This window comes from Afipia sp. GAS231, assembly GCF_900103365.1.
Lineage (GTDB): Bacteria > Pseudomonadota > Alphaproteobacteria > Rhizobiales > Xanthobacteraceae > Bradyrhizobium.
Window position 1 is genome coordinate 7,151,036 of record NZ_LT629703.1, and the last position, 25,979, is coordinate 7,177,014.

Here is a 25,979-nt window from a genome sequence, read left to right on the forward strand (position 1 = left end):
CCCGCGAATTGCTTTAAGCCCAAGCTGATTTTCAGGTGCCGGTACGCTTGTCGTTGCCGAATCGGCGGACAACTTTGCGTTCGACGACGATGGAGCGCTGCGCGCCTTGCTCGCCGGCGATGACACGGGTGGCCGATCGCGCCATCGCGCGTCCGGTCTTTTTCACTTCGGCCAGCACGTCTTCATACGGCAGCCCCATCAGCGAAGCGGCGATTTCGGCCTGCTGCTGCGGATCTTCGGTAATGCCGACAGCGGCGAAGATGGCTTCCTCCAGCGTCGGCGGATCGCGCCGCACGCGCCGTGTGCCGTATTTCGTGTTCCAGTCTTCGCTCATCGGGGCCTCGCATCTGCTACGGAGATACCTAGGTGCCCTTATGTTGCATTGCAATATGAAATTTGCATGGCAATACAGCCATGCATCTACAATTTCTCCAGCCTGGTAGCGTCGTACAGTTCGATCGTGGTGGCGGCCGCCGCCAGCGACTGCAGCGACTTGACGAAATCTCTGGAGGCGGGGACCGCGAAATGCGCCAGCAGCGCAGCGCGATCAGCCCATTGCTCGAAAAACACCAGCCGCAGCGGGTTTTCGCAATCGACATTTACGGCATGCGAGATGCAGCCGGGCTCGGTGCGCGAACGATGGACGTGTTCGAGGCTCAGTTTGCGGACTTCGTCAAAGCTGTCCGCCCGTGCGGTGACGCTGCCGGTAACCACGATCATGCGATTTCCCCCGTTTTCTTCGTTGCAGTCGTCAGGGCGCCGAATTGCTCGCGGCGCCCAAATCCATCGGTTGCTGCGGCCAGCGTTTCAGCGCGGCACGCCCGGCATCGGTCAGCACGTACACGCCGCGTTCGGCGCGATCGAACCAGCCGTAGACATTGTGCAGCAGAATTTTGCCGGCGTCGGGAATTTCCGGCCGCAGATCCTTTACGCGCCGCGGCCCGCCCGAGAGCGCGGATGCGCAGGCCAGCGCCCGTTGCCGATAGGCGGTCATGATCGGTGCGCGGGTGGAACCGCCCATTGCCGGATCGCCCTTGCGCCGCCGGTGCTCCGCGACCAGCCGCGAACGCTTTTTGGGGTTGCGGCGAGGGGCGGTGTCAGGCGGTTTGACGATCACCTCGACGTCGCCGGTATTGGTGACGGCCAGCATGCCGAAGCCGAGCCGGCGGCAGAGGTTGCGATAGCGCGCGTCGCTCTCGCGGCCCTTGCCGCGGGCGGATAATTTCGCCGCGAGCCAGACTTCGTCGGCGGCGGCGGCGCGGTCGACCGCCTGCAGGATCAGTTCCAGGTTGAAGGTCAATTTCAGTTCGCCGATCACCACGATCGGCGGATCGCCGTCGCTGAGCGCCACGAGGTCGCAGCCGCCGACCTCGCCCTTGACGGTGAAGCCGAGCTTTTCGAGGAAGCGTTTAACGGGCAGATAAAGCGCGGTTTCCAAGATGGGCTCCGGCGGCGGAAAGCGACCGCGACTCACTGTCTGGACTCTAGCGGAATTTCGGCAAAGCGTTTGATCCGGCAGCGCCGGAGCGGCTAAGCTCCCGACGGGACAAGACAAACGCCAGTTACGGGAACCTGCGGGTCGTCGATTCGCCAGGCGGTCAGGCTTTTTCCGATCCGGAGCGATGCAACGGTGCTGCAGGGGCTGTATAAATTCTGGTTTGAGACGCCGCGCGGCAGCGGCGGCGGCGTGATGTTCGCGACGCCCGGTGGCAAGCTTTACGGCGGCAACTCCGGTTCGTCTCTCGTCGGCAGCTACACCGAGAAAGACGGCGTCTATTCGTCCGAATTGATGATGACGCGTCACAACCACGATCCGAATTATGTCGCGAACTACCCGATCGACAACATCGCCATGACGTTCAACGGCGTGTTTCGCGGCGACGAGTTGCACTCCGAAGGCAGCGCGCCAGCGCTCCCGGGCGTCGTTCTGAAGGCGGTCATGACCCCGATCAACGACGCCGACGCGCCGCCGGCCGGCAAGGTCGGGCCTGCCGGTATCGGCAACGGGCTTTACTCGATCCACATCAAAATGCTCGACGGCATCGATGGCGGCAACACCGGCGTGATGCTGCTGCAGAATGGCAACATCCGGGGCGGCGACGCGTTCTTCGATTACATCGGCGCTTACACCGCAGCGAACGGCCGCTGGAAAGGCGAGATCGTCAACCGCGAACACACCTTGAGCTGTGGCGAGCGCCCGCTGTTCGGCGGCTATGAAGTCGGCATCGGCTTTTCCGGCACCTACGACGGCGAAGGCGCGGAAGGCGAAGCCACCGCGCTCGCCGGCAAGCGCAGCATCCGCTTCAAGGCGGTGTTGAGGAAGCTGGTGGCGCTTTAAAGCGTTTTCGAGTGAAGTGGATACCGGTTCACGTCAAGAAAACGCGTCAAAAATAAAAGACAAGACTAAACCCGACCGCTGACCGGAATCAGCGCTCCGGTCACCGCGCTGGCGGCGTCGCTGGCGAGAAACAGGATCACGTCGGCCAGTTCCTTCGGGCTCACCCATTTGGTGAAATCGGCCTTCGGCATGCTGGCGCGGTTGGCTGCGGTGTCGATGATCGACGGCAGCACCGCGTTGACCGTGATCCTGCCCTTCTGTTCGGCGGCCAGCGCTTCGGTGAGACGGTGCACGCCGGCCTTGGAGGCGGCGTAGGCGCCCATGCCGGCGCCGGCCTGCAACGCGCCCATTGCGCCGACATTGACGATCCGACCCGCGGCGGATCTGGAAAGATGCGGGATCGCCGCGCGCGAGGCGTTGAGCGCCGTCGTGACGTTGAGCGCGTACATGCGCTGCCAGGTCTTGGGGTCGCCGTCGGCAACCGCCTCGAATGCGAAGCCGCCGGCGATATTGATCAGCGCGTCGAGCTTGCCGAAATGGGACGCGGCGGCGTCAATCGCCTTTTTGGCCTGTGCCGCGTCAGTGAGGTCGATGCCGCCGAGTTCAAGCTGGTCCGGCGTCGCCGGGACTTGCGTGGGCGCGTGGTCGACGCTCGCAACCCGGGCGCCGCGAACCAGCGCCTCGTCCACGACGATCCGGCCGAGCGCGCCCAGCCCGCCGGTCACGACAATGACTTTACCGTCCATGATTTGTCCCCCCGGCAGGCCTCAATGTTCGGATGAATACCGGTTGCCTTGCTCGGAAAAATTGCTTCCAATAGTTCTCGCTTCCAACAATTCTCACCGATAGTCGCTCCCACAACAGGGCAGGCATATGGCAGAAACCTCCGCGCCTGGCGATACGCTGCAGGATATTGTTGGCTTCAAGCACCCGCTTCCGCATCTGGCACGAAGCCTGAAGCAGCGAAACACAAAGATTGTCGCTTTTGGCTCCTCGTCGACGTCGGGCATGCTCCAGGTGGTGCCTTATCCCGCCCGGCTCGAGCTGATGTTGAGGAACGAGTTTGGCACCCAGTTCATGGACGGTTTCGGCAAACGGATGATCAACGTGATCAACCGGGGGACAGGTGGTGAAGAAGCGACGACGGAGATGCTGCGCATCCAGTCCGACGTGATCGCGGAGGCGCCGGCGCTGGTGATCTGGCAGGTAGGCACCAATGCCGTCTTTCGCAGCAACGAATTCGACTTCGAAGCGGTCGTGAAGGCGATCGCCGACGGCCTGAAGCTGCTGTCCACGATCCCGACCGATGTCATTCTGATGGATTCGCAATACACCACCGCCGTGGTAACGGACGAGAAGAGGCCGCTCTCCGACAAGATGGTGAAGCGCATATCCGAACTGGCTGAAGCCGCCGGAGTCGATGTGTTCCGCCGCTGGACGCTGATGCAGCCCTGGCACGTCGCGATGCGGGAGTTGGTCGATCCAAATGACGGCCCGCAATTGCATCTGAGCGACTGGGCAACGCAAAACGTGACCCAGGTGCTGTTCGATCAGATCAAGCTGATGGTCGCGGCCGCCGACAAAACTACGTAAGACTACGGGATGACGCCGGATCGATAAAATTTGCGCAACTTGCGTAAGTCGATTGCAGAACCCTTCCGCTACAAGCGGACTCCAGTCGAGGCAGGGGGGTTGCGATGAGAAGTCTTCCGGATCACGGTTTACCGCTTGTTCAGCTTAAGGAGCAGCGGCGGGATTTGATCGTTGCGCTGCAAAATCGCAGCGGTCCGGTCGGTAGCTGGGAATTGATGCAGATCGCAGCGATTCAGACCGCGATTTTGGCCTTCGAGGAGGTCATCGCCGATCTCGATGCCGAACAGGAAATGGAAGCGGCGGCCTGACCGGCCGATCAATCCTGCGGCTTTACGAGACAGGCAGCGGGCGGTTAGGTTCGGGCCCGTGCGCCACGCCCTCACATTCGTAGCCCTTCTCGTCGCATGGTCCGTTTCGCAAACGACGACCGCGCGGGCGGATGCCTGTGTGGCCGATCAGTCCGGCGATCTTATCTGCGGGACCGGCAAGGACGCGCTGCGTCTCTTCGCCGCGACCACGTCGCCCTCGAAAACCTACGCATTCGCCTGGCGCACCGCGAAGGGCCAGCCGCAGGGCGACGATATTCCCGACTACGATGTCGAAAACGTCCTGGTCCGCATCACCGATGGTGTCGTGTTGTCCAAGCTCGGCGGCACCTATTGGATGATCGGCCAGATGCGGGAGAACCGTTACGATCTCGCCGCGGCGTGGTCGCCCGACAACCGGGCCGTCGTTGAGGTCGCGAACAGCCGCTGGGACAACGATTCCCTTGCCTATTACCGGATTGATGGCGCCACCGTAGCGAAGCTGGACCTGCGCGAGTTGGTCAAGTCAGCGACATTGGCGAAGGCGAGGGTGCCGGCGCAAAAGCGCGACAAATATGCCTTCCGCATCCCCGACTATCGGCCGGCCACGCTCGACGCCCGCGGACGTATCCGCCTCATTTCCGAAATTTATGTGCCCAAGAGCGACGAGGACAGCCTGGACTACAATGTGCAGGTCGATGTTGTCGCGAAGGGGGGCAAACTCTCGGGGCGGATCGTGTCGATACAGCGCACAAAAGCGTATTAGTCGGGCTTGTTGTTCAGCTCTGCAGGTAGCGCGCCTCGAGGCTGGCGCGCTCGGGCCGGCCCAAACCGAGGCCGTCACGAAGATAGGTTTCGAGATCGCCATAGTCGGCGTCGATGGCCTCGAACGCAGCGCCGAGAAACGACGCCCGCACCGTCCCCAGCACATTCTTGACGTCGTCGGGCAATTCGCTGCCGTTGTTCGGATCGCGGCGGTAGTAGCGGTTGGTCAAGAGATAGTCTTCCGCGATCACGTCGTCGGACACGCCGAGCGTATGCAGGATCAGCGCGCAGGCAAAGCCGGTGCGGTCCTTGCCGGCGGTGCAGTGGACCACCAGCGGCGCGCTATCTTCCAGCAGATGGGCAAACAGCGCGCGGAAGCGCGGTGTATTGTCCTGCACGTAGTTGCGGTAGGAGCCGCGCATCACCTCGACGGCATGGTCGGTCGACAGTTGCGTGCCGCTGGCTACGATGGCGCGCAGCGCCGCGACCACCGTGGGCTCGACCGGCAGCGAATGCACCGTGACATCGTTCATCAGGCACAGCGCGGCCTGGCGCTCTTCGGTGCCGCGAAAATCGAATGCGCTTTTGACGCCCAGTCCGCGCACGACCGCGATATCCTCATCGGTAAGGTGGCCGAGATGGTTGGAGCGGAAAATCTGCCGCCAGCGCACGATCCGGCCGTTGCGCGCGGGATAGCCGCCGAGATCGCGGAAATTGCTGGCGCCGGCAAGACTGAGATGGCGGGCAGGGGCTTCTGACATCGGGATGACTTTTCGCAATCCGGTACGACAGGGAAATGACTGGCAGGGGCATGTCGTTCGCCCTCATCTCGTCTATACTGAACCCGTCAGGGGGCGAAACATGAATTGTCGGAAGATCGCGGTTTTCGGTGCGGCCTTGTTCGCCGCTTGGGTTGCCGCCGCGCCATCGCAGGTTTTTGCGCAGACCAGCTTTCAGAACTATCGCTGTGCTGATGGAACGCAATTCATCGTCGGGTTCTTCCAGTACGATTCGCGCGCCCATCTGCAACTCGACGGCCGGTCGGTGACGCTGGCCAAGCGGCTGGCGCTGTCGGGATCGCGCTATACCGGCAGCGGGGTCACCCTCAAGATGACCAAGGCCGGTGCAACCACGCTGAAGAACGTCAGACGGCCGGCCACGGCCTGCGAGCTGACGTGAGGACATGAAAAAGGGCCGAAACGATTTCGTTCCGACCCTTTTCTACTTCTCCGACGGCGCCCTAACTCTTGGGGCCGTCCTTGTCAGACATTTGGCAGGCATCAGTGGTCACGCCCAGGCTTGGTTTCCTGGATGGCCTCTGCGTGGTACCAGCTGCCGCTGCAGTCAGCGAGGTTGACCGTCGGGTCGGGAAACTCGGAAGCGGCAGTCCTGGTGTCGCCATAGCGACGTCCCCCGAGAGCCGCGCGGCCCCCGGCAGGGAATTGATAGATCTTGGCAGACCCCTCATTTACCCGTGTAGTCAGCATCTCAGTCTCTCCTTGAGATCGAACGAACCATGATGGTGCGCCCGACTCGTTCTCTTGTGGTTACCGTCACCGCGATATCGTTCTTGCCCTCAGGGAATGCAAATTGATCAAAAAAAGTCAGGGAATGTATATTTCGTAGGCAGTTCTGGTTTTGCTTCGCGTGAGGCAGTGGGCAGATGACTAACGCTTGAGCCGCCACGAAGGTTGCCGGCACTTGCCGAACTTCTCGACGAATGCACCGGGGAGCTGCCGCAGCTTTAATCGGCAGGGGGAGCGGGCTTGGGAACTGCCGGAGAATCGGGCTCTAACCGGCCCCGGAGTTGCAATTTGGCCGCTCGGGGCGCATGTCAGCCGCGCTCCTATGTCGCATCAAGAAACACGCTAAAGGAGCTGGACATTCCTGGGGATGACGGGTGCTGCGCTGCAGCGACTGGCACCTTAATTGCTTGGTAGGAACCGGCCTGACGTGGCCGGGTACGTCTGCGGGTAGCTCCAAGGCTTCAGTTGCCTGCATTTAACAGCATTAAACTCAAGAGAGGCTCAATGACCAAATACAAGCTCGAGTACATCTGGCTCGACGGGTATACGCCGACACCGAATCTGCGCGGCAAGACACAGATCAAGGAATTCGCGTCCTTCCCGACGCTGGAGCAGCTTCCGCTGTGGGGTTTTGACGGCTCGTCGACCAACCAGGCCGAAGGCCGGAGCTCGGACTGCGTGCTCAAGCCGGTCGCGGTTTATCCCGACGGTGCGCGCACCAACGGCGCTCTGGTGATGTGCGAAGTCATGATGCCCGATGGCGTCACCCCGCACGCGACCAACCGGCGCGCGACGATCCTGGACGACGAAGGCGCGTGGTTCGGCTTCGAGCAGGAATACTTCATGTACAAGGACGGCCGTCCGCTCGGCTTCCCGACATCAGGTTATCCGGCGCCGCAGGGCCCGTATTACACCGGCGTCGGCTACAGCAATGTCGGTCCGGTTGCACGTGAGATCGTCGAAAAGCATCTCGAACTGTGCCTGTTCGCCGGCATCAACCACGAAGGCATCAACGCCGAAGTGGCGAAGGGCCAGTGGGAATTCCAGATCTTCGGCAAGGGCTCCAAAAAGGCCGCCGACGAAATGTGGATGGCCCGCTACCTGCTGCAGCGGCTGACCGAAACCTACGAGATCGACATCGAGTATCACTGCAAGCCGCTCGGCGACACCGACTGGAACGGCTCGGGCATGCACGCCAACTTCTCGACGACCTATCTGCGCGAGACCGGTGGCAAGGCTTACTTCGAGGCGCTGATGGCGGCCTTTGAGAAGAATCTCATGGACCACATCGCAGTCTACGGCCCGGACAACGACAAGCGCCTGACCGGCAAGCACGAGACGGCTCCCTGGAACAAGTTCAGCTACGGCGTGGCCGACCGCGGTGCCTCGATCCGCGTGCCGCACTCGTTCATCAAGAACGACTACAAGGGCTATCTCGAAGACCGCCGCCCGAACTCGCAGGGCGACCCCTACGCCATCGCTTCGCAGATCCTGAAGACGATCGCCGAAGTTCCGGCGGCCAAGAAGTCGGCCGCAGCCTAAGCGACACAGCGTACCCGGGTGGGGGCGCCCGGGTTGCCACTCTGATCCGTCAAAGCGAAACCGCTTTGGCGGATCATTGCGTTTGGATGACATCTTGTTGGGACGAGGTATCATTCCCTGACATTGATTCAAATGTACCGGCTCAAAGCCGTTCCCCTGCGTTATGAACCGCGCTAGACAACGGGCCGTGCGCTTGCGGGGACGCGGCTATTGTTTGAAGGTTTTTACAAGGTCAGGTTTCAGCTTGGCGAGGCGGTCGGCCGCAGCGTGATGTATGTGGGCGACGGCAAGATGCTGGGCGGCAATTCGGCGTTTGCCCATATCGGCTCCTATGTGAAGAGCGACGACGGTGTCGCCATCGAGGTCAAAACCGTCCGCCACAACCCGGACCCGGCTTACCGCGCGATGGCGGGAACCGACGATGCGACCTTGCTGGCGCGAGGCGCGGCCGACGGTGCACTCTACCGCTTCGAAGGCGGGCTGAAGGAATTGCCGGGCGTCAAGTTCCAGTCGGTCATGACGCCGATCGAGGACGAGGCGAGCCCGATCGCCGGCGGCGTCGGCGAAGACGGGATCATCAACGGCCTCTATTCCATTCATTTGCGCATGCTCGACGGGGTTGAGGGCGGCCTCACCGGCGTGATGCTGCTCAACGAGGGGCGCATCCTCGGCGGCGACGCCTCGTTCTACTACATCGGCAGCTACACTTCGGAGAATGGCCGCTGGAAGGGCCAGATCCTCAACCAGGAGCACACCCCGGCCAAGGGCGAGAACCCCGTGTTCGGTGGCCACGAGGTCGGCATCGGTTTTTCCGGCACCTGCGACGGCGAGGGCGCGCTGCTCGACGCCACCGCGCTCGCCGGCAAGCGCAGTCTGCGATTGAGCGCGGTTCTGAAACTGATGCGGCGGCTGTAGCACCCGATGAGCGAATTCGTGCGCGTGCTCTCGACACTGGCCCTGAAGGGCGCCGTTTCCAGTCTGGCCGGACAATACGCGGCGTCGGGCGGCGCGCGCATCGAGGCTGATTTTGCGCCGACCTTGGCGCTGCTGGAACGCCTGCGCGCCGGCGAGGCCGCCGATGTCGTCATCCTGACCCGTGAGGGGCTCGATGAGGTCGTCCGCGAGGGACGCGTGGCGTCAGCGAGCTGCGTCGACCTGGCGCGTCCTATGTCGGCCTTGCGGTGAGGGCAGGCGAGCCACATCCGGACATCGCAACCGAACCTGCGCTTCGCGCGGCGCTGCTGGGTGCCCGTGCGGTCGCGTATTCCAGGCTCGGCGCCAGCGGCATCCTGTTCGCCAAACTGATCGAGCGCATGGGCATCGCGTCCGAGATCAACGCGCATGCGGTCATCATCCCGCAGGGCTTTACCGCCGAGCGGCTCGTCGCCGGCGAGGCCGACCTCGCCGTTCAGCAGATCAGCGAATTGAAGCAGGTTGCCGGCGTCGAGGTGATCGGGCCGATACCGCATCAGTTGCAGACGCCTGCGGTGTTTTCCGCCGGGCGCATGGCGGCATCGCCCAGGACTGCCCAGGCGGACCAGTTGTTACGCTATCTGGCCTCGCCGGAGGTCGCACCGGCGCTGCGCGCGAGCGGGCTCGAGCCCTGAATTTGTGGTCTTGAATTCGACGTGCCTCCGACGCAACTTGCTGCCTATGAAGATCAGGTTTCTCAGCTTTGCAGTCATTGCGGTCGTCGCCGTTGCGACGCCGGGCTTGGCGCACGCGCAGTCGGCCGATCTCGTGCTGTGCGATCGCGTCGCCGCCGATCCTGCCGATCCCGACAAGCCGGCCGACGTGAAGGGCGTACCTGAGGTCGCGGCGTCTGACATCGCCACCGCCATCAAATATTGCAAGGTCGCCGCCAATGGTTCGCGGCGGGCGATGTACCAGCTCGGACGCGCCTATGCCGCCAACCGGCAGACGCCGGAAGCGATCGCAGCCTGGCGTAAGGCCTCTGATAAAGGCTCCACCTCGGCGATGGTCGAACTCGGCGTCGTCTATGGGACGGGCGCCGGTGTCGCGCGCGACGAGGCGCAGGCGCGAAAACTGTTCGAGCGCGCCGCCGAAGCCGGCAATCCGCGCGGTGTCAGCAACCTCGCAGCACTCGGTGGTGGCGGCGCGGCCGCGGCCAACCCGGCGCGGGCGCGCGAGTTGCTGTCGAAGGGCGCGGAGACCAATGCCGAAGCGCAGTACCAGCTCGGGATGATGCTGGCGGAGGGCAATGGCGGCGACAAGGACGACGTGGCGGCCCGCGCGCTGTTCGAGAAGGCCGCGGCACAAAATCATCCCGGTGCGCTGGAGCGCATGGGGGCGTTTGCGCAGGAGGGCCGCGGCGGACCGAAAGATTCCGACGCCGCCAAGGCCTATTACCAGCGCGCCGCAGCGCTCGGGGACGAAGACGCCAAGAAGGCGCTGGAGCGGGCGCGATGTCCCTATGTGATCAAGGACAAGCGCGGCAACGTGGTGACGAATTTGTGCTGGTGACGGCAAGGCTGGTCATGGCCGGGCTTGACCCGGCCATCCATCTTCTTCGCTAGAATCTTTTTCTTCGCTAGAGTCTTTCGACGTTTGATGGATACGCGGGTCAAGCCCGCGTATGACAAGGGGAAGAACCCCCGTCATTTGTTGTAATAGGCGACGTCGTTGCGGGCCTGCTGATAGGTGCTTTCGAGATAGAGCGGGCTTTCCTTGGCCGCCCGCGCCACCGCCCGCACGCAGCGGTCCCAGTAATCGGTGCTGTCGACGACGAAATATTTGAAGCAGGCGTCCTCGAACCGCACGGCTGCGATGATGGCTTGTTTGATGTCTGCGTCGCTGGCGCGGGGCTGGGCTGATTTCAGATGAATGAAGGCCGGGCCCTCGTGAGCGAAATCGCGATCGTGGCGCATGTTGGCGGCCTGTTCCGACGGGGACATGGCGCGAAAGGCCCGCACCTGTTCAGATGTCGGTCGCCCCTCCAGCGTATCCAGCCGGTACCGCCGTCGCCACACAGCGTACGCCGCGTCCTGCAGCGGCAGCAGGGCAGCTTCGGCAATGATCGCCGCGATCTCTGCGCTGATGTCTTGGACTGTCATGCGGGTTGGTCGGCCTGATACGGCGCGAGGTTCGCGCAGGCATCAGGCTCTCATGGGCTGAAAAATAGGCCGTTCGGAAGCTGGATCGGGCCAATATCGGCCCTATTCCCGCACAGGCCGGAATTGGCTTCCACCTGCGCGCCACATGGAATAAGAGCGGCCAAACGAATTCCTCTTTTCAGGCCCCCATGATCCGTCTCGATAACGTCAGCAAGCAAGTCGGTCACCAGATTCTCTTCATCGAAGCCTCCGCGGCGCTCCAGAAGGGCGAGAAGATCGGCCTGGTCGGCCCCAACGGGGCCGGCAAGACCACGCTGTTCCGGATGATTTCGGGCCAGGAACCACCAGACGAAGGCCAGGTGTCGCTCGATCGCGGCATCACCATCGGCTATTTCAGCCAGGACGTCGGCGAGATGTCGGGCCGCAGCGCCGTGGCCGAGGTCATGGACGGCGCCGGCCCGGTCAGTATCGTGGCGGCCGAGCTGAAGGAGCTCGAGACCGCGATGGCCGATCCCGATCGCGCCGACGAGATGGACGAGATCATCGCGCGCTATGGCGAAGTGCAGGGCCGCTTCGAGGAGCTCGACGGCTACGCGCTCGACGGCCGGGCGCGCGAGGCCTTGTCGGGCCTCGGCTTCAGCCAGGAAATGATGGAGGGCGATGTCGGCGCGCTGTCGGGCGGCTGGAAGATGCGCGTCGCGCTGGCGCGGATTCTGCTGATGCGTCCCGACGTCATGCTGCTCGACGAACCGAGCAACCATCTCGATCTGGAGAGCCTGATCTGGCTCGAGCAGTTTCTGAAGGGATATGAAGGCGCGTTGCTGATGACCTCGCACGACCGCGAGTTCATCAACCGCATCATCAACAAGGTCGTTGAGATCGACGGCGGCACGCTAACGACGTTTTCCGGCAATTATGAATTCTACGAGCAGCAGCGCGCGCTGAACGAGAAGCAGCAGCAGGCCCAGTTCGAGCGCCAGCAGGCGATGCTCGCCAAGGAGATCAAGTTCATCGAGCGCTTCAAGGCGCGCGCGTCGCATGCGGCGCAGGTGCAGAGCCGGGTCAAGAAGCTCGACAAGATCGAGAGGGTCGAGCCGCCGAAGCGCCGCCAGACGGTCGCCTTCGAATTCCTGCCGGCGCCGCGCTCGGGCGAGGATGTCGTCAGCCTGAAGAACGTGCACAAGGGTTATGGCAGCCGCAGCATCTATGAGGGCCTCGACTTCATGATCCGCCGCCGCGAGCGGTGGTGCGTGATGGGCATCAACGGCGCCGGCAAGTCGACGCTGCTGAAGCTGGTGGCGGGCTCGACCGAACCCGACGACGGCACGGTAGCGATCGGCGGCAGCGTCAAGATGGGCTACTTCGCCCAGCACGCAATGGACCTGCTCGACGGCGAGCGCACCGTGTTCCAGTGGCTGGAAGATTCGTTTCCTCAAGCGGGCCAGGGTAGCTTACGCGCGCTGGCCGGCTGCTTCGGCTTTTCCGGTGACGACGTCGAGAAGAAATGCCGGGTGCTGTCGGGCGGCGAGAAGGCGCGGCTGGTGATGGCCCACATGCTGTTCGACCCGCCGAATTTCCTGGTGCTGGACGAGCCGACCAACCATCTGGATCTCGCGACCAAGGAAATGCTGATCAACGCGCTCGCCGAGTTCGAAGGCACCATGCTGTTCGTTTCGCATGACCGGCATTTTCTGGCGGCCCTCTCCAACCGCGTGCTGGAGCTGACGCCCGAAGGCATTCACCAGTTTGGCGGCGGCTATTCGGAATACGTCGCGCGCACCGGCCAGGAAGCGCCGGGGTTGAGGAGCTAACCGATCAATCTGTCGTAGTCGGCATGTGAGCCGATCCAGAACCAGAGGTAGCCGTCATCGACCTCAACGGCGAGTGCGCGGTAGCGCAGACCGACACGAACGGACCACTAGCGTCCGACTTGCTTGAATTGCAGCGACGGATGGCGCGGATCGTCCTTCAGAAGTGCATAGTTTGCGTCGGCTAGCTTGCGAACCGCGAGCGGTAAAGCCTCGTAGGCTGCCCAGAATTTCTCTGAAGCAAAGTGCCTCACAGGTCGCGCGAGCGTCCGCCGCGGTGCGCAGCCAATGCCTCATCCGCGAGCGCGTCGAGTTTGCCGGAGCGAGCGTCACGCTCGATAGCGGCATCGAATTGCTGGGCATCGAATGCCTCGAACCAGGCGCGGAAGCGCGCAAGCTCGGGGGGAGCAAGCTTCTCTACGGCCTTCTCAATATCTTCGGCGGTTGTCATGCCGGAACAATAGCATTTGCCGTGAGCCGGGAAAAGGCGGTCATTTCCCGCTCGTGGTGCCGGGAAGCCTGTCTGGCTGCCCGGCTTGAACCACCGGATGCCGCCCGATACGCTCCCTGCAAAAATGTGGGAACAAGAATGAAGCAGCTCAGGATCGGCGACATCACCATCGACGCGGTGATCGAGCGCGAGGGGCCGTGGCGGCGGCCGCAGGATTTCTTCCCGGCCTATGACGACGCGGTTTTCAAGCATCACCTCGCCGGCATGGAGCCGGAGATGTTCGACATCGCCTCCGGCAAGATCTTCATCACCTACCAGACCTTCGTGGTTCGCACGCCGCGCTACACCATCCTGGTCGATACCTGCACCGGCGAGGACAAGGGTCATCCGGCGCCGTTCGATTTTCCCGGCAAGGAGCGTTGGCGCAACGAATTGTTCGCGCTCGGCGTCAGCTTCGAGCAGGTCGACTACGTCTTCTGCACCCACCTGCATATCGACCATACCGGATGGAACACGACGCTGCGCGACGGGCGCTGGGTGCCGACATTTCCCAACGCGAAGTACATATTCCACAAGCGGGAATATGCCGCGTGGGAGGCGGAGCATGCCAAGGGTGCGAACCCGCCCGGCACGGTGTTTCGCGACAACTGCCTGCCGATCGTGGAAGCGGGGCAAGCGGTACTGGTCGACGACGACTATGCGCTCGACGATACCGTCACGCTGACGCCGACGCCGGGGCATTCGCCCTGCCATTGCTGCGTTAACATCTTCTCGAAGGGCAAGCGCGCGGTGGTGGCCGGCGACCTCATGCATCACGCAATCCAGTGCCGCGAGCCGGACTGGTCGGCGAAGCCCGACTGGGATCCGAAGCAATCGGCGGTTTCGCGCCGGAAGTTCTTTGCCTCGGTGGCCGGTACCGACACGCTGATCCTGCCGGTTCATTTTCCAGCGCCGACGGTCGGTCTCATCACCGCGGACGGCGATCGGTTCGACTACCGGTTCAAGCGCGACTAGCAGGCGAGGCATGCACCCCTTGCCATCGCGTCCGCGCGCTGGTTTCCTGCCGTGATCGAAATCCCGCCGAAGAGGATACCGTGCCATGCCTGACAACGCCGCCTTTGACTACATCGTGGTCGGCGCGGGTTCGGCCGGCGCGGTGGTGGCGAGCCGGCTGAGTGAAAGCGGCGCCTATCGCGTGCTGCTGCTGGAAGCCGGCACCAAGGGATCGAGCCACTTCTGGGCGCGGGTGCCGGTCGGCACCTCCAAGATGATCGACGATCCCGCGGTGAACTGGTGCTACAAGTCCGAACCCGATGAAGGTTCGGGCGGACGCCGCATCGACGTGCCGCGCGGCAAGATGATGGGCGGATCGAGTTCAATCAACGGCATGGTCTATATGCGCGGCCAGGCGCAGGACTACGACCACTGGGCCCAGCTCGGCAACCGCGGCTGGAGTTATCAGGACGTGCTGCCGATTTTCCGCAAGATGGAACGTTACGAGGGCGGCTCGGACAAGTTTCGCGGCCGCAACGGGCTGCTGCGGGTGACCGATACGCCGCGGAATAAAGTGCCGCTGCTGGAAAAGATCATCGAGGCCGCCGGCCGCATCGGCCTGCCGTTCAATCCGGACCTGAATGGTGAGACCCAGGAAGGCGTCGGCATGTCGCAGGTCACGATATCAGGCGGCAAGCGCCAGAGCACCGCGGTCTGCTATCTCGATCCGGTGCGCGGACGGCCGAACTTGGTCATCGAGCAAGGCGCGATGGCGGAAGCGCTGATCCTGGAAGGCAAGCGCTGCGTCGGCGTGCGCTATTCGGTCCAGGGTGTTCGTCGCGAGGCGCTTGCGACGCGCGAAGTGATCGTCTCCGGCGGTGCGATCAACTCGCCGAAGTTGCTGGAGTTGTCCGGCATCGGCCGAGGCGAATTGCTGCGTGCGCGCGGGATCAAACCGGTTCACGAGCTGCCGGGTGTCGGCGAGAATTTGCGCGATCATTATTCGCCGCGGATCAAGTTTGCGATCAAAGAGCGTAACCTCACCTTCAACGACAATGCACGCGGCTGGCGGCTGGCGCGCGAGGCGCTGAAATACGCGCTGTTCGGTACCGGATTTCTGGCCTGGACCGCGGTCCCGATCCGGATCTATTTCCGCACCCGGGAGGGACTGGAGACTCCGGATGCGACGATTTCGATCCTGCCGTTCCTGTACGAGATGATCGGCCGCCAGCGGCGCGTTGCGAAGCGCCAGGGCATCACCATGAACGCCAACGTGCTGCGCTCGGAAAGCACCGGCTCCATCCACATCAAATCGGCTGATCCCGCCGAGCCGCCGGCGATCCGCTTCAATTTCCTCTCCACCGAGCATGACCGCGCCGGCATCGTCGCCGTGATCCGCAAGGGCCGCGAGCTGATGGCAACGTCGCCGCTGAAGGAGGTCACCGGTGAGGAGATCGCGCCCGGCGTCAAGCTGCAGAGCGACGACGAACTGCTTGACTGGGTTCGCAACAACGCCGAGACCACCTATCATCCCGTCGGCACCTGCAAAATGGGCTCGGACGCGATGGCGGTGGTCAACAGCGAATTGCGGGTGCACGGGATCGAGGGCCTGTGCGTGGCGGATGCGTCGATCATGCCGACATTGACCAGCGGCAACACCAACGCGCCGGCCATCATGATCGGCGAAAAATGCGCCGAGATGGTGCTGGCGCAAGCAGCAAGCCGCAAGGCGGCGGCGTAACAACGCAGCGATGGGAGAGAGACTTGGGATTGCAGGACGCCTCGCAGATGCAACGAATGGATTTCGAAACGCTGGTGCAGACGCGCAAGAGCGTGCGCGGCTTCAAGAAGCAGGCGGTGGCTCGTGCGGTCATTGAGGACATTATCGAGGTCGCCAAGCGTGCGCCGTCGTCGATGAACACCCAGCCCTGGCATATCCACGTGCTGACCGGCGAGCCGCTTGAGGAGGTCCGCCGCCGCAACATGGAAGAGATGATGGCCGGCGCCAAGCCGAAGCGCGACATTGTCAGCCACGGGGAATACCAGGGGGTCCATCGCGGCCGGCAGGTCGATGTTGCCAAGAAACTGTTCGCGGTGATGGGGATCGCGCGTGACGACAAGCCGATGCGGCAGGATTGGGTGCTGCGCGGCTTCCGCCAGTTCGATGCGCCGGTCTCGCTGGTGCTGACCTACGACCGTATTCTGGATCCCGGCGCGGTGTGTCACTTCGATCTCGGCGCCCTCTGCTACGGCCTGGTGCTGGCCGCGTGGGACCGCGGGCTCGGCAGTGTCATCAACGGGCAAGGCATCACCCGCTCGGATATCGTGCGCGAGGTCGCAGCGATCCCCGAGGAAGAGGTCATCATGACCTGCGTCGCGATGGGATATCCCGACGACAGTTTTCCGGCCAATTCCGTCCGCTCCGATCGCGAGCCGAACGGCGATTTCGTACGCTATGTCGGCTTTGAGGACTGAGAGGCACTTCCTATGACGACTTCTGAAGAGACCGCGATGATCCGCGACACCGTCGCGCGTTTCGTCGATCGCGAGCTGATTCCGCTCGAACCGCATTACCTGAAGTCCAAACTGCCCGGCGGCGGCCACGACGGACTGACGGATGCGCATTGGCAGCGGCTGCGCACGGTCTCCAAGGACTTGGGATTGTGGGGCCTCGACGCGCCTGAAGATCTCGGCGGCCACGACCTGCCGGCGCGAACCATGGCGGCGGTACACGAGGAACTGGGGCGCAGCTGCGTGCCATTCGTGCTGCCGCCGGACTCGCCGAACCTGCGGATGCTGCAAGCGGTCGGCACCGAGGCGCAGAAGAAGAGTTACATGCAGCCCTACATCGAAGGGCGGATGGTGTCGGCGATTGCGATCTCCGAACCGGGCGCCGGCGGCGATCCGGCTGCGATGAAGACGCGCGCGGTAAAGGACGGCGACCAATGGGTACTGAACGGACGCAAGATCTGGATCAGCAACGCCCGCGCCGCCGATTTCGTCATCGTCATGGCCCGCGTCGGCAACGACGCGCGGCAGGGCGGCATCACCTCCTTCATCGTCGAGAAAGGCACGCCCGGCTTTATCGTTGAACGCGAAATCCCGATGATCGGCGGCCACACGACCTTTGAGGTCGTGTTCGAGGACTGCCGTATCCCCGAAGGGGCCGTGCTTGGCGAAATCGGCAAGGGCTATGCGCCGATGCAGTTGCGGCTGCGCACGCGGCGGCTTGAAATGGGATCGACCTGCATCGGCATTGCCCGGCGCGCCCGCGACATGCTGTGCGAACATGCGAAGCAGCGCGAGACCTTTGGCGTCAAACTCGCCGAGCGCCAGGCGGTCCAGTGGTGGGTATCTGATATTTCCACCCGCATCCATGCATGCCGGCTGATGGTGCAGGACGCGGCCGACAAGACCGACCGCGGCGAGGACGTCAAGCAGGAGGCGTCGATGATCAAGGTGTTCGCGACCGAGATGGCCTATGAAGCCTGCGATCACGCCATGCAAACGCTCGGCGCGCTCGGCATGACCCTGGAAATTCCGCTTCAAGCGCTCTGGCAGAAGGCGCGGGTGATGCGGATGTACGAGGGGCCGAGCGAGGTCCATCGTCAGGCGATCGCCCGGCGCGTGCTGGGGCTGCGCGGATAGCGCGGCCCGGGCTTCGGGTCAGCCCGGCCTCCTCAGGCGGCGCGGACTTCCGACAGGAACCGGTTGACCTGTCCGGCCAAATCCTTGGACTGCGACGACAATTGCTCGGCCGCGCCCAGCACCTGCTGCGCGGCGGAGCCGGTCTCGTCGGCCGCCTTCTGCACACCCGAGATGTTGGAATTGACCTCGCTGGTGCCGCGCGCGGCTTCCTGGACGCTGCGGGAAATTTCCCTGGTCGCCGAACCCTGTTCCTCGATCGCAGCCGCGATCGCGGTGCCGATCTGGTCGATCTCGCCGATCACGTTGGCGACGTTTTGAATCGCCGTCACCGTCTCGTCGCTCGCCGACTGGATGGCAGCGATCTGCTCGGAGATTTCGGTGGTCGCCTTCGCGGTCTGGCCGGCCAGCGATTTGACTTCGGAAGCCACAACCGCAAAGCCGCGTCCGGCATCGCCGGCGCGCGCGGCCTCGATGGTCGCATTCAGCGCCAGCAGGTTGGTCTGCGCCGCGATGCTCTGGATCAGCGTCACGACGTCGCCGATCTTCTGGGCGCCTTCCGCCAGCGAACGCGCGGTATCGCCGGTGCGGCGGGCGTTCTCGACCGCACGCGCCGCGATCTCGGTGGACTGCGCGACCTGACGGCCGATCTCCGAGATCGAAGAGGTGAGTTCCTCAGTGGCGCTTGCCACTGTCTGGACGTTGGTCGAGGTCTGGGTCGAGGCCGCGGCGACGACGGCGGCCTGGCGGTTGGTGGCGGTCGCGGTCGAGGACATCGACTGCGCGGTGTCCTCCATCACGGAGGAGGCCGCCGACAGCCCGCCGACCAGTTCGATTACCTTGGCTTCGAACGCGCGGGTCAGTTCGTCGAGCACCTGCGCGCGCCGCATCTTGCCGTCGCTCTCGACGGCCTTCTCGGCGGCGAGACGTTCGGCCTCGATCATGTTGTCCTTGAAGACGCGGACCGCAGCCGCCATCGCGCCGATCTCGTCGCCACGCGCGGCGCCGGAAACCTCATCGGTCATGTCGCCGCTGGCGAGCCGCGACATGGTGGCGGTGAGGTCGACGATCGGCTTGCAGACGCGGCGGCGCACCATCACGATCATGCCGGCGCTTGCCGCGACGACGGCGATCAGGCCTGCCAGCGCCACGATGAAACTGAATCGTGCGGAGGAATATGCGTCGCCGAGAATATGTTCGGCGTTGTCGTAGAAGGCGTCGCGCACGGTGATGATCGCGCCGAGACCGCGCTGCGATTCCACGAAGTAGGTGTCGAGGTCGTGTTCGTACTTGCCGGTTACAGCACCTTCCTTCGCGAACTTCAGCTCCTTGCCGAAACTGTCGACATAGACGTCGTTCATCTTGGCGAGCGCCGCAGAAATATTGGCCGGGGTGGCAGGGTTGTTGCGCAGGTCCTGCAACGACATCAGGATCTGGTCGTTGCGGCCCTGTGACCGGCTCAGATCCAGCTTTTCGACGTCTGTCGCCGCGCGCTTGGCGCCGACGAGGTTCTTGTGCAGGCTGGCATTGTAGCCGCCGACGTCGCGCAGGGTCCAGGCGATGTTGGCATAGCTCGCCTGCCGGTAGGCGTCGCCGTCGAGCTGGGCGATCTTGCGGACCTGCTCGTCGAGCAGCTTGGTCACGGCGGTGTTGAAGACGGCGTTGTCGGCGACGATCTTTTTGGCGGCGTCCTTGCGCGGCTCGGCCGGGCCGTCGAGGGCCTTGTCGATGCTGACGCGCAGCGCCGCGAACTGGGCGTTCAGCGCCTCGATCCCGCTGCCGACGGCCGCGCCGTCTTCGAGCGAGCCGGGCAGGGCATTGCGGATCTGGTTCATTTTGGCCAGTGCGCCGTCGGTATCCCTGCGGTATTTTTCGTTCAGCTCGGTGCGCAGTTTTGGATCGATCGACGCCGGTCCGAGCAGCAGGTTGGTGGCAAAGCCGCGCTCCGGGTTCATGTAGCGCGGGATCTCGCCGACCGCCCGCACCACCGCAAGCCGGCTCTGCGCAACCGAGACCTTGTCCATCGTCTGGTATTTGGTCACCGCCACGTAGACGGCGAGGCCGCCGCCGACGGCGGACAGCGAAACGATGGCGGCGGTGAGAAGGGTGCCGATTTTCATGGGAATTGAGCCATTTGCGATGGAGAGGGAGCGCGAACAGCCATCATAGGTGGTGTGAATTAATCCGGGGTTTACGTTTGCGGCGGGGGCGGCGTGACACTGCCGCATGCGGCCGAACAATTCGGCGTTCGCAGCGGCATCGCTGCTACGACAGCGTTTCCCGCGTTTCAGTGTGTCTCGTCGTCAGTGCTTTTCGGTGCTGATTTGCGCTGCGGCTGTCCCGTGGAACCGGTCTCCTGACACGGCAATTCGGTCCACGATCCATCGGCGGCCATCTGGTAGGCGTGGCAGGAAGACGCAGCCGGCTGCTCGCCGGCTTTTTGCCCATCGGCATTCCGGGCGAGTGTCGGAGCCGCCAGCGCGAGAAGGCCAGCCGTTGAGGCGATGAAGAGGGCGTGACCGAACCGCATCGAAGTTCTCCGTCTTGGATGATGGGTAGTTCTCTTCCTAGAAAAGATTGTGGAATTTGTTTGATGGCATGAGTGTCGCACGGACGTTTGCTTAACGATCCGCCAACGCGCGCCGGTTCCAGCCTGGCCCTATCGCCGGCGCGCGATGGTGCCGGCGACGGTCTGCATGGTGACGCCGACGCACCATCCAGCCATGATCATCCAGGTCCAGGCGATATGCGGATCGTGGCGCAGCACGATCACACCGACGGAGGCAAACGCCGAGAACGCCGCGAGGAAGGTGCCGACCGCGCTGAGGAATTCCGGGGTATCGATCTTGCCGACCCAATCGCCGGCCGAGGGCTGGCCGCTGATGACCTTGAAGGGCAGAGGCGGGGTGTCGATCCCGAGATAGAATCCGACCGCGCCGCCGAGCATCATCAGCAGCAGGAAGGCCTGGTTGGTCAGGGCTGCGACGCTCGTTCCGACCAGCGCCGCCACGAACAACCCGCTCGCCGCGCCGGCCATGGCAAGGCCAAGGCGTTCCAGAACGTGGGCAAACTTTCGAACGCGGGTTCGCATCGGATGGTCCCGCCGGTTGCTGGCCGAGACAATAGGCCGATTTCCGGTCGGGCGAAAGCAACCTGTCGATGCGGGCGATGTGTCGAATTGAACCGGCATTCTCGTTATGGCCGGGCAGTAGCGCGAAGCGCGTCTTCGCGCTAGATGACCCGGCCATCCACGTCTTGCTTGCTCGCAGGTCAGACGTGGGATGCCCAGGGAGCCACCGACATGAGCCTTTTCGACACGCCATTCGACCCCGCGCGCGAGGCGGCGCTGGTCACCGGCGCCGGCAACGGCATCGGGCGCGCGATCGCGCAGGCGCTGGTCGGTGAGGGCGTGCGAACCGTATTCGCCGACGTCAACACGGACACGGTGACGGCAGCGGTGAAATCCTCAGCCCGGCCGGAGCTGGCATCGGCGTGGACCGGCGACCTTGCTAATCCCACCGCCCGCGATGCCCTGCTGGCGCATGCCGAAGCGGCCGTCGGACGGGTGACGCATTTCGTGCACTCAGCCTCGCCGCCGCGGCGGGAGACCGACCATGCGCTGGCGGTCACATCAGAGACCTGGGCGCAGATGCATGCGGTCAATCTCGAGGCGGGCTTTCACCTCGCGCGGGCGCTGGCGCGGAAGCTGATCACGGCCAAGGTGGGCGGATCGTTCCTGCTGCTGACCTCGCTGCATGCCGGGACGCCGCGCAATCTGCCGCATTATTCCACCGCGAAGGCCGGCCTTGCGATGCTGGTGCGGGAGCTGGCCAAGACCTTTGGCCGCTACAATATCCGCGTCAACGCGCTGGTGCCCGGCGCCATCGCGGCTGGCGGTTTTGTTGCCGATCCCAAACTCGCAAAGCACATTCCACTCGGCCGTCTCGGGGCGGCCGAAGACCTCGCGCCGATGGCGCTGGCGGTGCTGTCCAACAAGGTCTCGGCCTACGTCACCGGGGCCGCGATCGTGGTCGACGGCGGGCTGTCGCTGACGAACTGGTTCGAACCGCCGGAGCTGGGAGATTTGTAGGGCGCGGGAACCGGTGTCGAATCGTGAACTTATCTTCCGGGAACGCGCGCTCGGCTTCCGGCGTTTTCAGGGGTGGAAGCGCTGCGGCCATTGCCGCGCGCGAATACATCAGGGAGAGCGATATGATGTCCCAGACGCAAATTCACAGCATCGCGCGCCAGATGTTCGAGCGGCACGGCCAAACCGCGATCGCCCAGGCGGCACAGAACGCGCAGTCCTGCGAGCGCAAGGGCGAGGCCGAGGAGGCCAAGGAGTGGCGCCACGTCGAGGACGCCATCAAGATGATGCGCGGCCCGCATCAGAGCTAGCCGGCCTCCGCTCATTCCGCCTTCGCTCTTCGAGCTACGGCGAGACAAGCCGAGCTACGGCGTGACAAGCCCGCCGCCTAATGCAGCGGCATCGGTGGCCGCACGACGGGGCCGCCATCTTCGGCCTGCGGGGCGATCTGTACCGGAGCCGCGGCCGTTTGCGGCGGCGGCGGTGCGGGCGCGATCGGCGCGTAGGGGAACACCTGCTTCGGCCGGCGCGCCAGGGTTGATACCGTCGAATGTGCCGGCTGCGGCGGCGGCGGCACAATCTTGGGACGGGTTATCGGCGCTGTGGGCTCCGTGAGCCGCGCCTCGGTGGTTCGTGCGGGCGGGCTCACCACCTGGCTTTGTGATATCGGGGCTTGCGTCATCTGGGCCTGGCTCGCTTTGAGCTGCTCGATGGTCGCCTTGAGGTCGCTGATCTGCTGGCCCATCGCGGCCAGATCGCGCGCCATCGCTTGCAACTGCTGCGTCGCCTCGGGCGCGGCGGTGGCCGCTGTCGCGGGAGCGCTCGCGGCAGGCTGTGCCGGAGCCGTAACCTGATCAGCCGAGGCGGCCTGCACGGCGGGCGCGGCCTCGGTCGTGGCAGGTTTTGCCGTTGAAGCCAGGGACGCCAGCGCGAACGGCGGCGTCCAGTTCGCCATCATGGCCTTGGCGTCATCGCCATAGTGCTGCCAGGCCGCGGCGCCGGTGGCGCTCACCAGCGCGAACAGGCTCATCACGGCGCCTCTTGCAAACTTGCTCGTCCTCGGCTGGTGCGCGCTGATCTCGGTCTCGCCGAGCCGGATGTCATCCTCGACGGCGTCGGCGCGAACGGCCGTTTCCAACGCGGGAGCGGCGGGGCTCGCGGAAAAATCGGGCGCGATGCGAAGCTCCGCGTCCGGCCTGACGTGTGCTGGAGTGGAATCCGACGGCCGCGGCGCCGCGGGACCGCTCAGCACGTCGTACAGCAGATCGAGCGGCGCCTTGTCGGCGCGTGCGGCAAGCGAGGCGTCCGGTTCGATCACGAACACATCGTGCGGATCGGTATCGCGCAGATTTGGCGTGGATTGCATTGGTGTCCCTCACTTAGTCCAATGTCATCAACAGAAAGGCCCGCGCGGAATCGTGGCGGTGAAAGCCGCGAGGGCCGCTCCAGACGGCCAGCCGGGTTTGACCAAAGCAAGGCGCTGAGGTGGAGAGGTTGCGGCCATCCGGGGGCCGGGAACCGGGGGCCCGGGCGGCCGGGTGAACCCCTCGGCCATCCCCCGCGACCAACCGTCAGAGGTAGCGGCATGGACAGCATTTTTCACTGGATCGGCGTGGTCGGGGCCTTCGGCTTCGTGGCGGTTTGCCTGATCGGCTTCGTCAGGGGTCTGTCGCTGCCGCCCAACGAGACTCGCGTGCAGGGCAGGGGCGAACACTGGACCAGCAACTGAGCAGGTGAAGTTCTCCCGCCCGAGCTAGCCGTGCTAGCCTCGCGCCATGGGCAACCGCATTCTCGTTTTCTACGGCTCCTACCGTTCCGACCGCATGGGTATCCGGCTCGCGCACTTCGTCGTCGACGGGTTTCGCGCCCGCGGCGACGATGTCGAATTGATCGACGCCAAGGCGGTCGATCTGCCGATGCTGGACCGGATGTACAAGGAACATCCGAAGGGGCAGGCGCCCGAGCGGCTGGAAACACTCGCCGGAAAGATCCGCGGCGCCGACGGTTTTGTGTTCGTCACCGGCGAATACAACTGGGGCATTCAGCCCGGGTTGAAAAACCTCACCGATCATTTTCTCGAAGAATGGTTCTGGCGCCCCGCGGCGATTGCGAGCTATTCGGCCGGGCGTTTTTCCGGCGCCCGCGCGGCGCTGGCCTGGCACGGCACGCTCTCCGAGATGGGCATGGTGGTGATTTCGAGCAGCCTTGCGGTCGGGCCGATTGCGCAGACGCTGACCGAAGAAGGCAAGCCGACTGCCGAGGGCGGCGGCAAGGGATTGGCGCACGCGTTTCCGCGGTTTGCGGAAGATCTGTCGTGGTGGATGGAGGCGGCGAAGATGCAGCGGGCGAGGAAGCCGCCGCCGTATTAGTGCCACGCGGACTCCGTGTCTTCACTGCATCGCGCAAAGACGGCCAAAGACGGCCAAAGACGGCAATAGCTGTGGCCTGATCACCACAGCCGGTGAAATTGCGCGAATCCTGCCGCCTTTGATCGCACGCCGCCTCGCTTCTGCCCGGATTGGGTCGGGATCCTTGGACCCGTTGGATTTCGGCTTGGGCTGGGGCGCGAGTTGGGGATGCAACATGTCGTCCATCGACGCTGCAGGTCATTCGTTCGTCGACGTCGCAGGCCGCGTACAGCGTGATGCCGGTGTGGTCTCACCCATCAGCGCCGGGAAAATCGTCAGGCTGATGGCAGTAGCTCTTGCGGCAGCTTCGCTCGCAGCCTGCGCCCAGTCCTCTGTCGTCAGCCAAAGGTCTGACTTCCGCACCAGCCGCCAGGCATCGCTGGAACGCGATCGAACGCCATCCCTGATGAAGACGCGCGTGGTGGCCACGCGGAAGCATACGCCGTTCGCTTCTCGCAACGATGCCGCCGGAACCAAAGCTGCGTCGCAGGGGCTGGCGAGTTTCTACAGCGAGGGGACGAAGACCGCGAGCGGAGAAAAATTCGACGCGCGCGAACTGACCGCGGCGCATCCGACCCTGCCGTTCGGCACCATGTTGCGTGTGACCGACGTCAAGTCCGGTCGTTCGGTGACGGTGCGCGTCAATGATCGCGGACCGTATGTGCCCGGGCGTATCGTCGACGTCTCTCATTCGGCGGCGGCTGAACTTGGAATGATCGGAAAGGGTGTCGCAAACGTAAGACTCGATGTGGTGCGGTAAAGCCGCGCGACCTGCCGGCTTGCTCGCCGTCACGGCTTGCTCACGCCAACGCTACGAAATTTCCTCGCCGCGGACATCTTTTCGACCTTTGTCGACATACGATTAGGGGGTGTGTTCGTTGCGTGGAGTAGTGGTGATGGAGACCGAGCTTCAGACCAAGGTGGAGAAGTACGAGGCCAGGGCCTCCTGGTGCGAAGAGCAGGCGCGGGAAGCAAGGGACAAGGCCGGGCAGAGCTTCTACGAGGTGCTGGCGGCCTATTACGCCAGCCTCGCAACCGACTTTCGCAAGGTCATCGAGAAGCGGACGGCCGCGTAAGCGGCCGGCGTCGGGACGATCAGGTCTGCCGGCGTCTGGCGCGGCGCGATGCCGGTTTTCCGGATCATGCTCTAGTGCGGCTTGCCGAGGACGAAGGCGAAGGGGAGCACGAAGATCTCGTCGTCGGAGTCGCTGACATGCACGGTCCAGTCGCGCCAGTCTTCCTGGTCGCGCTGCATGATGAGCGATCGCACGATGCCGACCGCGCGGTCGCGCGCTTCGGCGAGATCGCTGACCGCTTCGCCGGATCGATCGATCCGGACTTCGCGGGAGTTCGAGCAGTGAAAATAGACCTGGGTCATGTTCGCATCTCCTGATGCCGGCGTTCTGCCTTGTTGGTCGCAGGTTGGCCAAATCAGGTTCCGAGC

Annotated in this window: 32 protein-coding genes and 2 pseudogenes; 20 read left to right on the forward strand and 14 right to left on the reverse strand. The window is 64.0% G+C overall.

All coding sequences use genetic code 11. From position 1 onward, the window contains the following. Window positions 1–31: 31 nt before the first annotated feature. From BLS26_RS33530 to BLS26_RS33540, 3 genes are all read right to left on the reverse strand, one after another. Window positions 32–334, reverse strand: coding sequence for a hypothetical protein (locus BLS26_RS33530; RefSeq protein ID WP_092516738.1), 303 nt, complete (start codon window positions 332–334; stop codon window positions 32–34). A gap of 86 nt (window positions 335–420) precedes the next feature. Beyond that, window positions 421–720, reverse strand: a complete 300-nt coding sequence (locus BLS26_RS33535; protein WP_092516740.1) for a putative quinol monooxygenase — start codon at window positions 718–720, stop codon at window positions 421–423. Window positions 721–751: 31 nt separating this feature from the next. Further along, window positions 752–1,438, reverse strand: a complete 687-nt coding sequence (locus BLS26_RS33540; RefSeq protein ID WP_092518925.1) for a DUF2161 domain-containing phosphodiesterase — start codon at window positions 1,436–1,438, stop codon at window positions 752–754. 192 nt (window positions 1,439–1,630) lie between these two features. Between BLS26_RS33540 and BLS26_RS33545 the strand changes: the two genes are divergently transcribed. After that, a complete protein-coding gene (locus BLS26_RS33545) occupies window positions 1,631–2,338 on the forward strand; it encodes a hypothetical protein (protein WP_092516742.1) in 708 nt (235 codons plus the stop codon). Between the two features lie 65 nt (window positions 2,339–2,403). Here the strand turns inward: BLS26_RS33545 and fabG are convergent, their stop codons facing one another. Continuing rightward, complete coding sequence (gene fabG / locus BLS26_RS33550) at window positions 2,404–3,084, reverse strand: 3-oxoacyl-ACP reductase FabG (RefSeq protein ID WP_092516744.1); 681 nt, start codon at window positions 3,082–3,084, stop codon at window positions 2,404–2,406. 262 nt (window positions 3,085–3,346) lie between these two features. Between fabG and BLS26_RS33555 the strand changes: the two genes are divergently transcribed. The 3 genes from BLS26_RS33555 (at window position 3,347) to BLS26_RS33565 (ending at window position 5,002) form a co-directional block, all read left to right on the forward strand. Further along, the gene (locus BLS26_RS33555) at window positions 3,347–3,931 is read left to right on the forward strand and encodes an SGNH/GDSL hydrolase family protein (RefSeq protein ID WP_371361052.1); all 585 of its coding nucleotides are present in this window, start codon (window positions 3,347–3,349) and stop codon (window positions 3,929–3,931) included. Between the two features lie 104 nt (window positions 3,932–4,035). Then, a complete protein-coding gene (locus tag BLS26_RS33560) occupies window positions 4,036–4,239 on the forward strand; it encodes a hypothetical protein (RefSeq protein ID WP_092516748.1) in 204 nt (67 codons plus the stop codon). Window positions 4,240–4,378: 139 nt separating this feature from the next. After that, window positions 4,379–5,002 carry a hypothetical protein gene (locus BLS26_RS33565; protein WP_092516750.1) on the forward strand — a complete coding sequence of 208 codons (624 nt, stop codon included), beginning with the start codon at window positions 4,379–4,381 and terminating at the stop codon, window positions 5,000–5,002. 13 nt (window positions 5,003–5,015) lie between these two features. Here the strand turns inward: BLS26_RS33565 and BLS26_RS33570 are convergent, their stop codons facing one another. Further along, on the reverse strand, window positions 5,016–5,762 hold the full coding sequence (locus BLS26_RS33570; protein WP_092516753.1) for a tyrosine-protein phosphatase: 747 nt from the start codon (window positions 5,760–5,762) through the stop codon (window positions 5,016–5,018). Between the two features lie 100 nt (window positions 5,763–5,862). On the opposite strand from BLS26_RS33570, the gene BLS26_RS33575 reads away from it, so the two are divergent. Then, complete coding sequence (locus tag BLS26_RS33575) at window positions 5,863–6,180, forward strand: MliC family protein (RefSeq protein WP_092516755.1); 318 nt, start codon at window positions 5,863–5,865, stop codon at window positions 6,178–6,180. A 101-nt stretch (window positions 6,181–6,281) separates the two neighbouring features. On the opposite strand, the gene BLS26_RS33580 is transcribed toward BLS26_RS33575, so the two are convergent. After that, window positions 6,282–6,488, reverse strand: a complete 207-nt coding sequence (locus tag BLS26_RS33580; protein ID WP_092516758.1) for a DUF2735 domain-containing protein — start codon at window positions 6,486–6,488, stop codon at window positions 6,282–6,284. 543 nt (window positions 6,489–7,031) lie between these two features. Here BLS26_RS33580 and BLS26_RS33585 point away from each other — a divergent pair. The 4 genes and pseudogenes from BLS26_RS33585 (at window position 7,032) to BLS26_RS33600 (ending at window position 10,553) form a co-directional block, all read left to right on the forward strand. Then, window positions 7,032–8,069: a glutamine synthetase beta-grasp domain-containing protein gene (locus BLS26_RS33585; RefSeq protein ID WP_092516760.1), complete on the forward strand. Its 1,038-nt coding sequence runs from the start codon at window positions 7,032–7,034 to the stop codon at window positions 8,067–8,069. A 210-nt stretch (window positions 8,070–8,279) separates the two neighbouring features. Continuing rightward, on the forward strand, window positions 8,280–8,984 hold the full coding sequence (locus BLS26_RS33590; protein WP_092516763.1) for a GrlR family regulatory protein: 705 nt from the start codon (window positions 8,280–8,282) through the stop codon (window positions 8,982–8,984). A gap of 6 nt (window positions 8,985–8,990) precedes the next feature. Further along, window positions 8,991–9,676, forward strand: a pseudogene (locus BLS26_RS33595) (substrate-binding domain-containing protein). A 46-nt stretch (window positions 9,677–9,722) separates the two neighbouring features. Continuing rightward, complete coding sequence (locus BLS26_RS33600; protein ID WP_092516765.1) at window positions 9,723–10,553, forward strand: tetratricopeptide repeat protein; 831 nt, start codon at window positions 9,723–9,725, stop codon at window positions 10,551–10,553. Between the two features lie 134 nt (window positions 10,554–10,687). Here the strand turns inward: BLS26_RS33600 and BLS26_RS33605 are convergent, their stop codons facing one another. Beyond that, the gene (locus BLS26_RS33605; protein ID WP_092516767.1) at window positions 10,688–11,143 is read right to left on the reverse strand and encodes a hypothetical protein; all 456 of its coding nucleotides are present in this window, start codon (window positions 11,141–11,143) and stop codon (window positions 10,688–10,690) included. Window positions 11,144–11,331: 188 nt separating this feature from the next. Between BLS26_RS33605 and BLS26_RS33610 the strand changes: the two genes are divergently transcribed. Continuing rightward, complete coding sequence (locus tag BLS26_RS33610; protein ID WP_092516770.1) at window positions 11,332–12,954, forward strand: ABC-F family ATP-binding cassette domain-containing protein; 1,623 nt, start codon at window positions 11,332–11,334, stop codon at window positions 12,952–12,954. Here BLS26_RS33610 and BLS26_RS36975 read toward each other — a convergent pair. Both BLS26_RS36975 and BLS26_RS33620 read right to left on the reverse strand, forming a co-directional pair. Continuing rightward, window positions 12,951–13,205, reverse strand: a pseudogene (locus BLS26_RS36975) (hypothetical protein). The gene BLS26_RS33610 and the pseudogene BLS26_RS36975 sit on opposite strands and share 4 nt — an antisense overlap. Next, entirely contained in the window at window positions 13,202–13,402 is a 201-nt protein-coding gene (locus tag BLS26_RS33620) for a hypothetical protein (protein WP_092516776.1), read from the reverse strand. Before BLS26_RS33620 ends, BLS26_RS36975 begins: the two are co-directional and overlap by 4 nt. A 138-nt stretch (window positions 13,403–13,540) precedes the next feature. On the opposite strand from BLS26_RS33620, the gene BLS26_RS33625 reads away from it, so the two are divergent. From BLS26_RS33625 to BLS26_RS33640, 4 genes are all read left to right on the forward strand, one after another. Then, window positions 13,541–14,416 (forward strand): MBL fold metallo-hydrolase, encoded by an 876-nt coding sequence (locus BLS26_RS33625; protein WP_092516783.1) that lies wholly within the window; start codon window positions 13,541–13,543, stop codon window positions 14,414–14,416. Between the two features lie 85 nt (window positions 14,417–14,501). Further along, window positions 14,502–16,136, forward strand: coding sequence for a GMC family oxidoreductase (locus BLS26_RS33630; RefSeq protein WP_092516785.1), 1,635 nt, complete (start codon window positions 14,502–14,504; stop codon window positions 16,134–16,136). 56 nt (window positions 16,137–16,192) lie between these two features. Continuing rightward, complete coding sequence (locus BLS26_RS33635) at window positions 16,193–16,870, forward strand: nitroreductase (protein ID WP_092516787.1); 678 nt, start codon at window positions 16,193–16,195, stop codon at window positions 16,868–16,870. A gap of 12 nt (window positions 16,871–16,882) precedes the next feature. After that, window positions 16,883–18,043, forward strand: coding sequence for an acyl-CoA dehydrogenase family protein (locus BLS26_RS33640; RefSeq protein ID WP_092516789.1), 1,161 nt, complete (start codon window positions 16,883–16,885; stop codon window positions 18,041–18,043). Window positions 18,044–18,075: 32 nt separating this feature from the next. On the opposite strand, the gene BLS26_RS33645 is transcribed toward BLS26_RS33640, so the two are convergent. From BLS26_RS33645 to BLS26_RS33655, 3 genes are all read right to left on the reverse strand, one after another. Next, the gene (locus tag BLS26_RS33645) at window positions 18,076–20,160 is read right to left on the reverse strand and encodes a methyl-accepting chemotaxis protein (RefSeq protein ID WP_092516792.1); all 2,085 of its coding nucleotides are present in this window, start codon (window positions 20,158–20,160) and stop codon (window positions 18,076–18,078) included. Window positions 20,161–20,327: 167 nt separating this feature from the next. Continuing rightward, window positions 20,328–20,570, reverse strand: a complete 243-nt coding sequence (locus tag BLS26_RS33650; protein ID WP_092516794.1) for a hypothetical protein — start codon at window positions 20,568–20,570, stop codon at window positions 20,328–20,330. Window positions 20,571–20,699: 129 nt separating this feature from the next. Continuing rightward, window positions 20,700–21,131: a hypothetical protein gene (locus BLS26_RS33655; protein WP_092516797.1), complete on the reverse strand. Its 432-nt coding sequence runs from the start codon at window positions 21,129–21,131 to the stop codon at window positions 20,700–20,702. A gap of 210 nt (window positions 21,132–21,341) precedes the next feature. On the opposite strand from BLS26_RS33655, the gene BLS26_RS33660 reads away from it, so the two are divergent. Together BLS26_RS33660 and BLS26_RS33665 are read left to right on the forward strand one after the other, a co-directional pair. Then, the gene (locus BLS26_RS33660) at window positions 21,342–22,130 is read left to right on the forward strand and encodes an SDR family NAD(P)-dependent oxidoreductase (RefSeq protein ID WP_172804750.1); all 789 of its coding nucleotides are present in this window, start codon (window positions 21,342–21,344) and stop codon (window positions 22,128–22,130) included. Between the two features lie 122 nt (window positions 22,131–22,252). Beyond that, a complete protein-coding gene (locus tag BLS26_RS33665) occupies window positions 22,253–22,438 on the forward strand; it encodes a hypothetical protein (RefSeq protein WP_172804751.1) in 186 nt (61 codons plus the stop codon). Between the two features lie 77 nt (window positions 22,439–22,515). Here the strand turns inward: BLS26_RS33665 and BLS26_RS33670 are convergent, their stop codons facing one another. Further along, window positions 22,516–23,493 carry a hypothetical protein gene (locus BLS26_RS33670; protein WP_092516801.1) on the reverse strand — a complete coding sequence of 326 codons (978 nt, stop codon included), beginning with the start codon at window positions 23,491–23,493 and terminating at the stop codon, window positions 22,516–22,518. 219 nt (window positions 23,494–23,712) lie between these two features. Between BLS26_RS33670 and BLS26_RS36135 the strand changes: the two genes are divergently transcribed. The 4 genes from BLS26_RS36135 (at window position 23,713) to BLS26_RS33685 (ending at window position 25,611) form a co-directional block, all read left to right on the forward strand. Next, window positions 23,713–23,856 carry a hypothetical protein gene (locus BLS26_RS36135; protein WP_157676657.1) on the forward strand — a complete coding sequence of 48 codons (144 nt, stop codon included), beginning with the start codon at window positions 23,713–23,715 and terminating at the stop codon, window positions 23,854–23,856. 46 nt (window positions 23,857–23,902) lie between these two features. Beyond that, window positions 23,903–24,496, forward strand: coding sequence for an NADPH-dependent FMN reductase (locus BLS26_RS33675; RefSeq protein WP_092516807.1), 594 nt, complete (start codon window positions 23,903–23,905; stop codon window positions 24,494–24,496). A gap of 214 nt (window positions 24,497–24,710) precedes the next feature. Beyond that, complete coding sequence (locus BLS26_RS33680; protein WP_092516814.1) at window positions 24,711–25,295, forward strand: septal ring lytic transglycosylase RlpA family protein; 585 nt, start codon at window positions 24,711–24,713, stop codon at window positions 25,293–25,295. A gap of 136 nt (window positions 25,296–25,431) precedes the next feature. Further along, a complete protein-coding gene (locus tag BLS26_RS33685; protein ID WP_092516816.1) occupies window positions 25,432–25,611 on the forward strand; it encodes a hypothetical protein in 180 nt (59 codons plus the stop codon). A gap of 71 nt (window positions 25,612–25,682) precedes the next feature. On the opposite strand, the gene BLS26_RS33690 is transcribed toward BLS26_RS33685, so the two are convergent. Next, a complete protein-coding gene (locus BLS26_RS33690) occupies window positions 25,683–25,913 on the reverse strand; it encodes a hypothetical protein (RefSeq protein ID WP_074828927.1) in 231 nt (76 codons plus the stop codon). Window positions 25,914–25,979 lie beyond the last annotated feature (66 nt).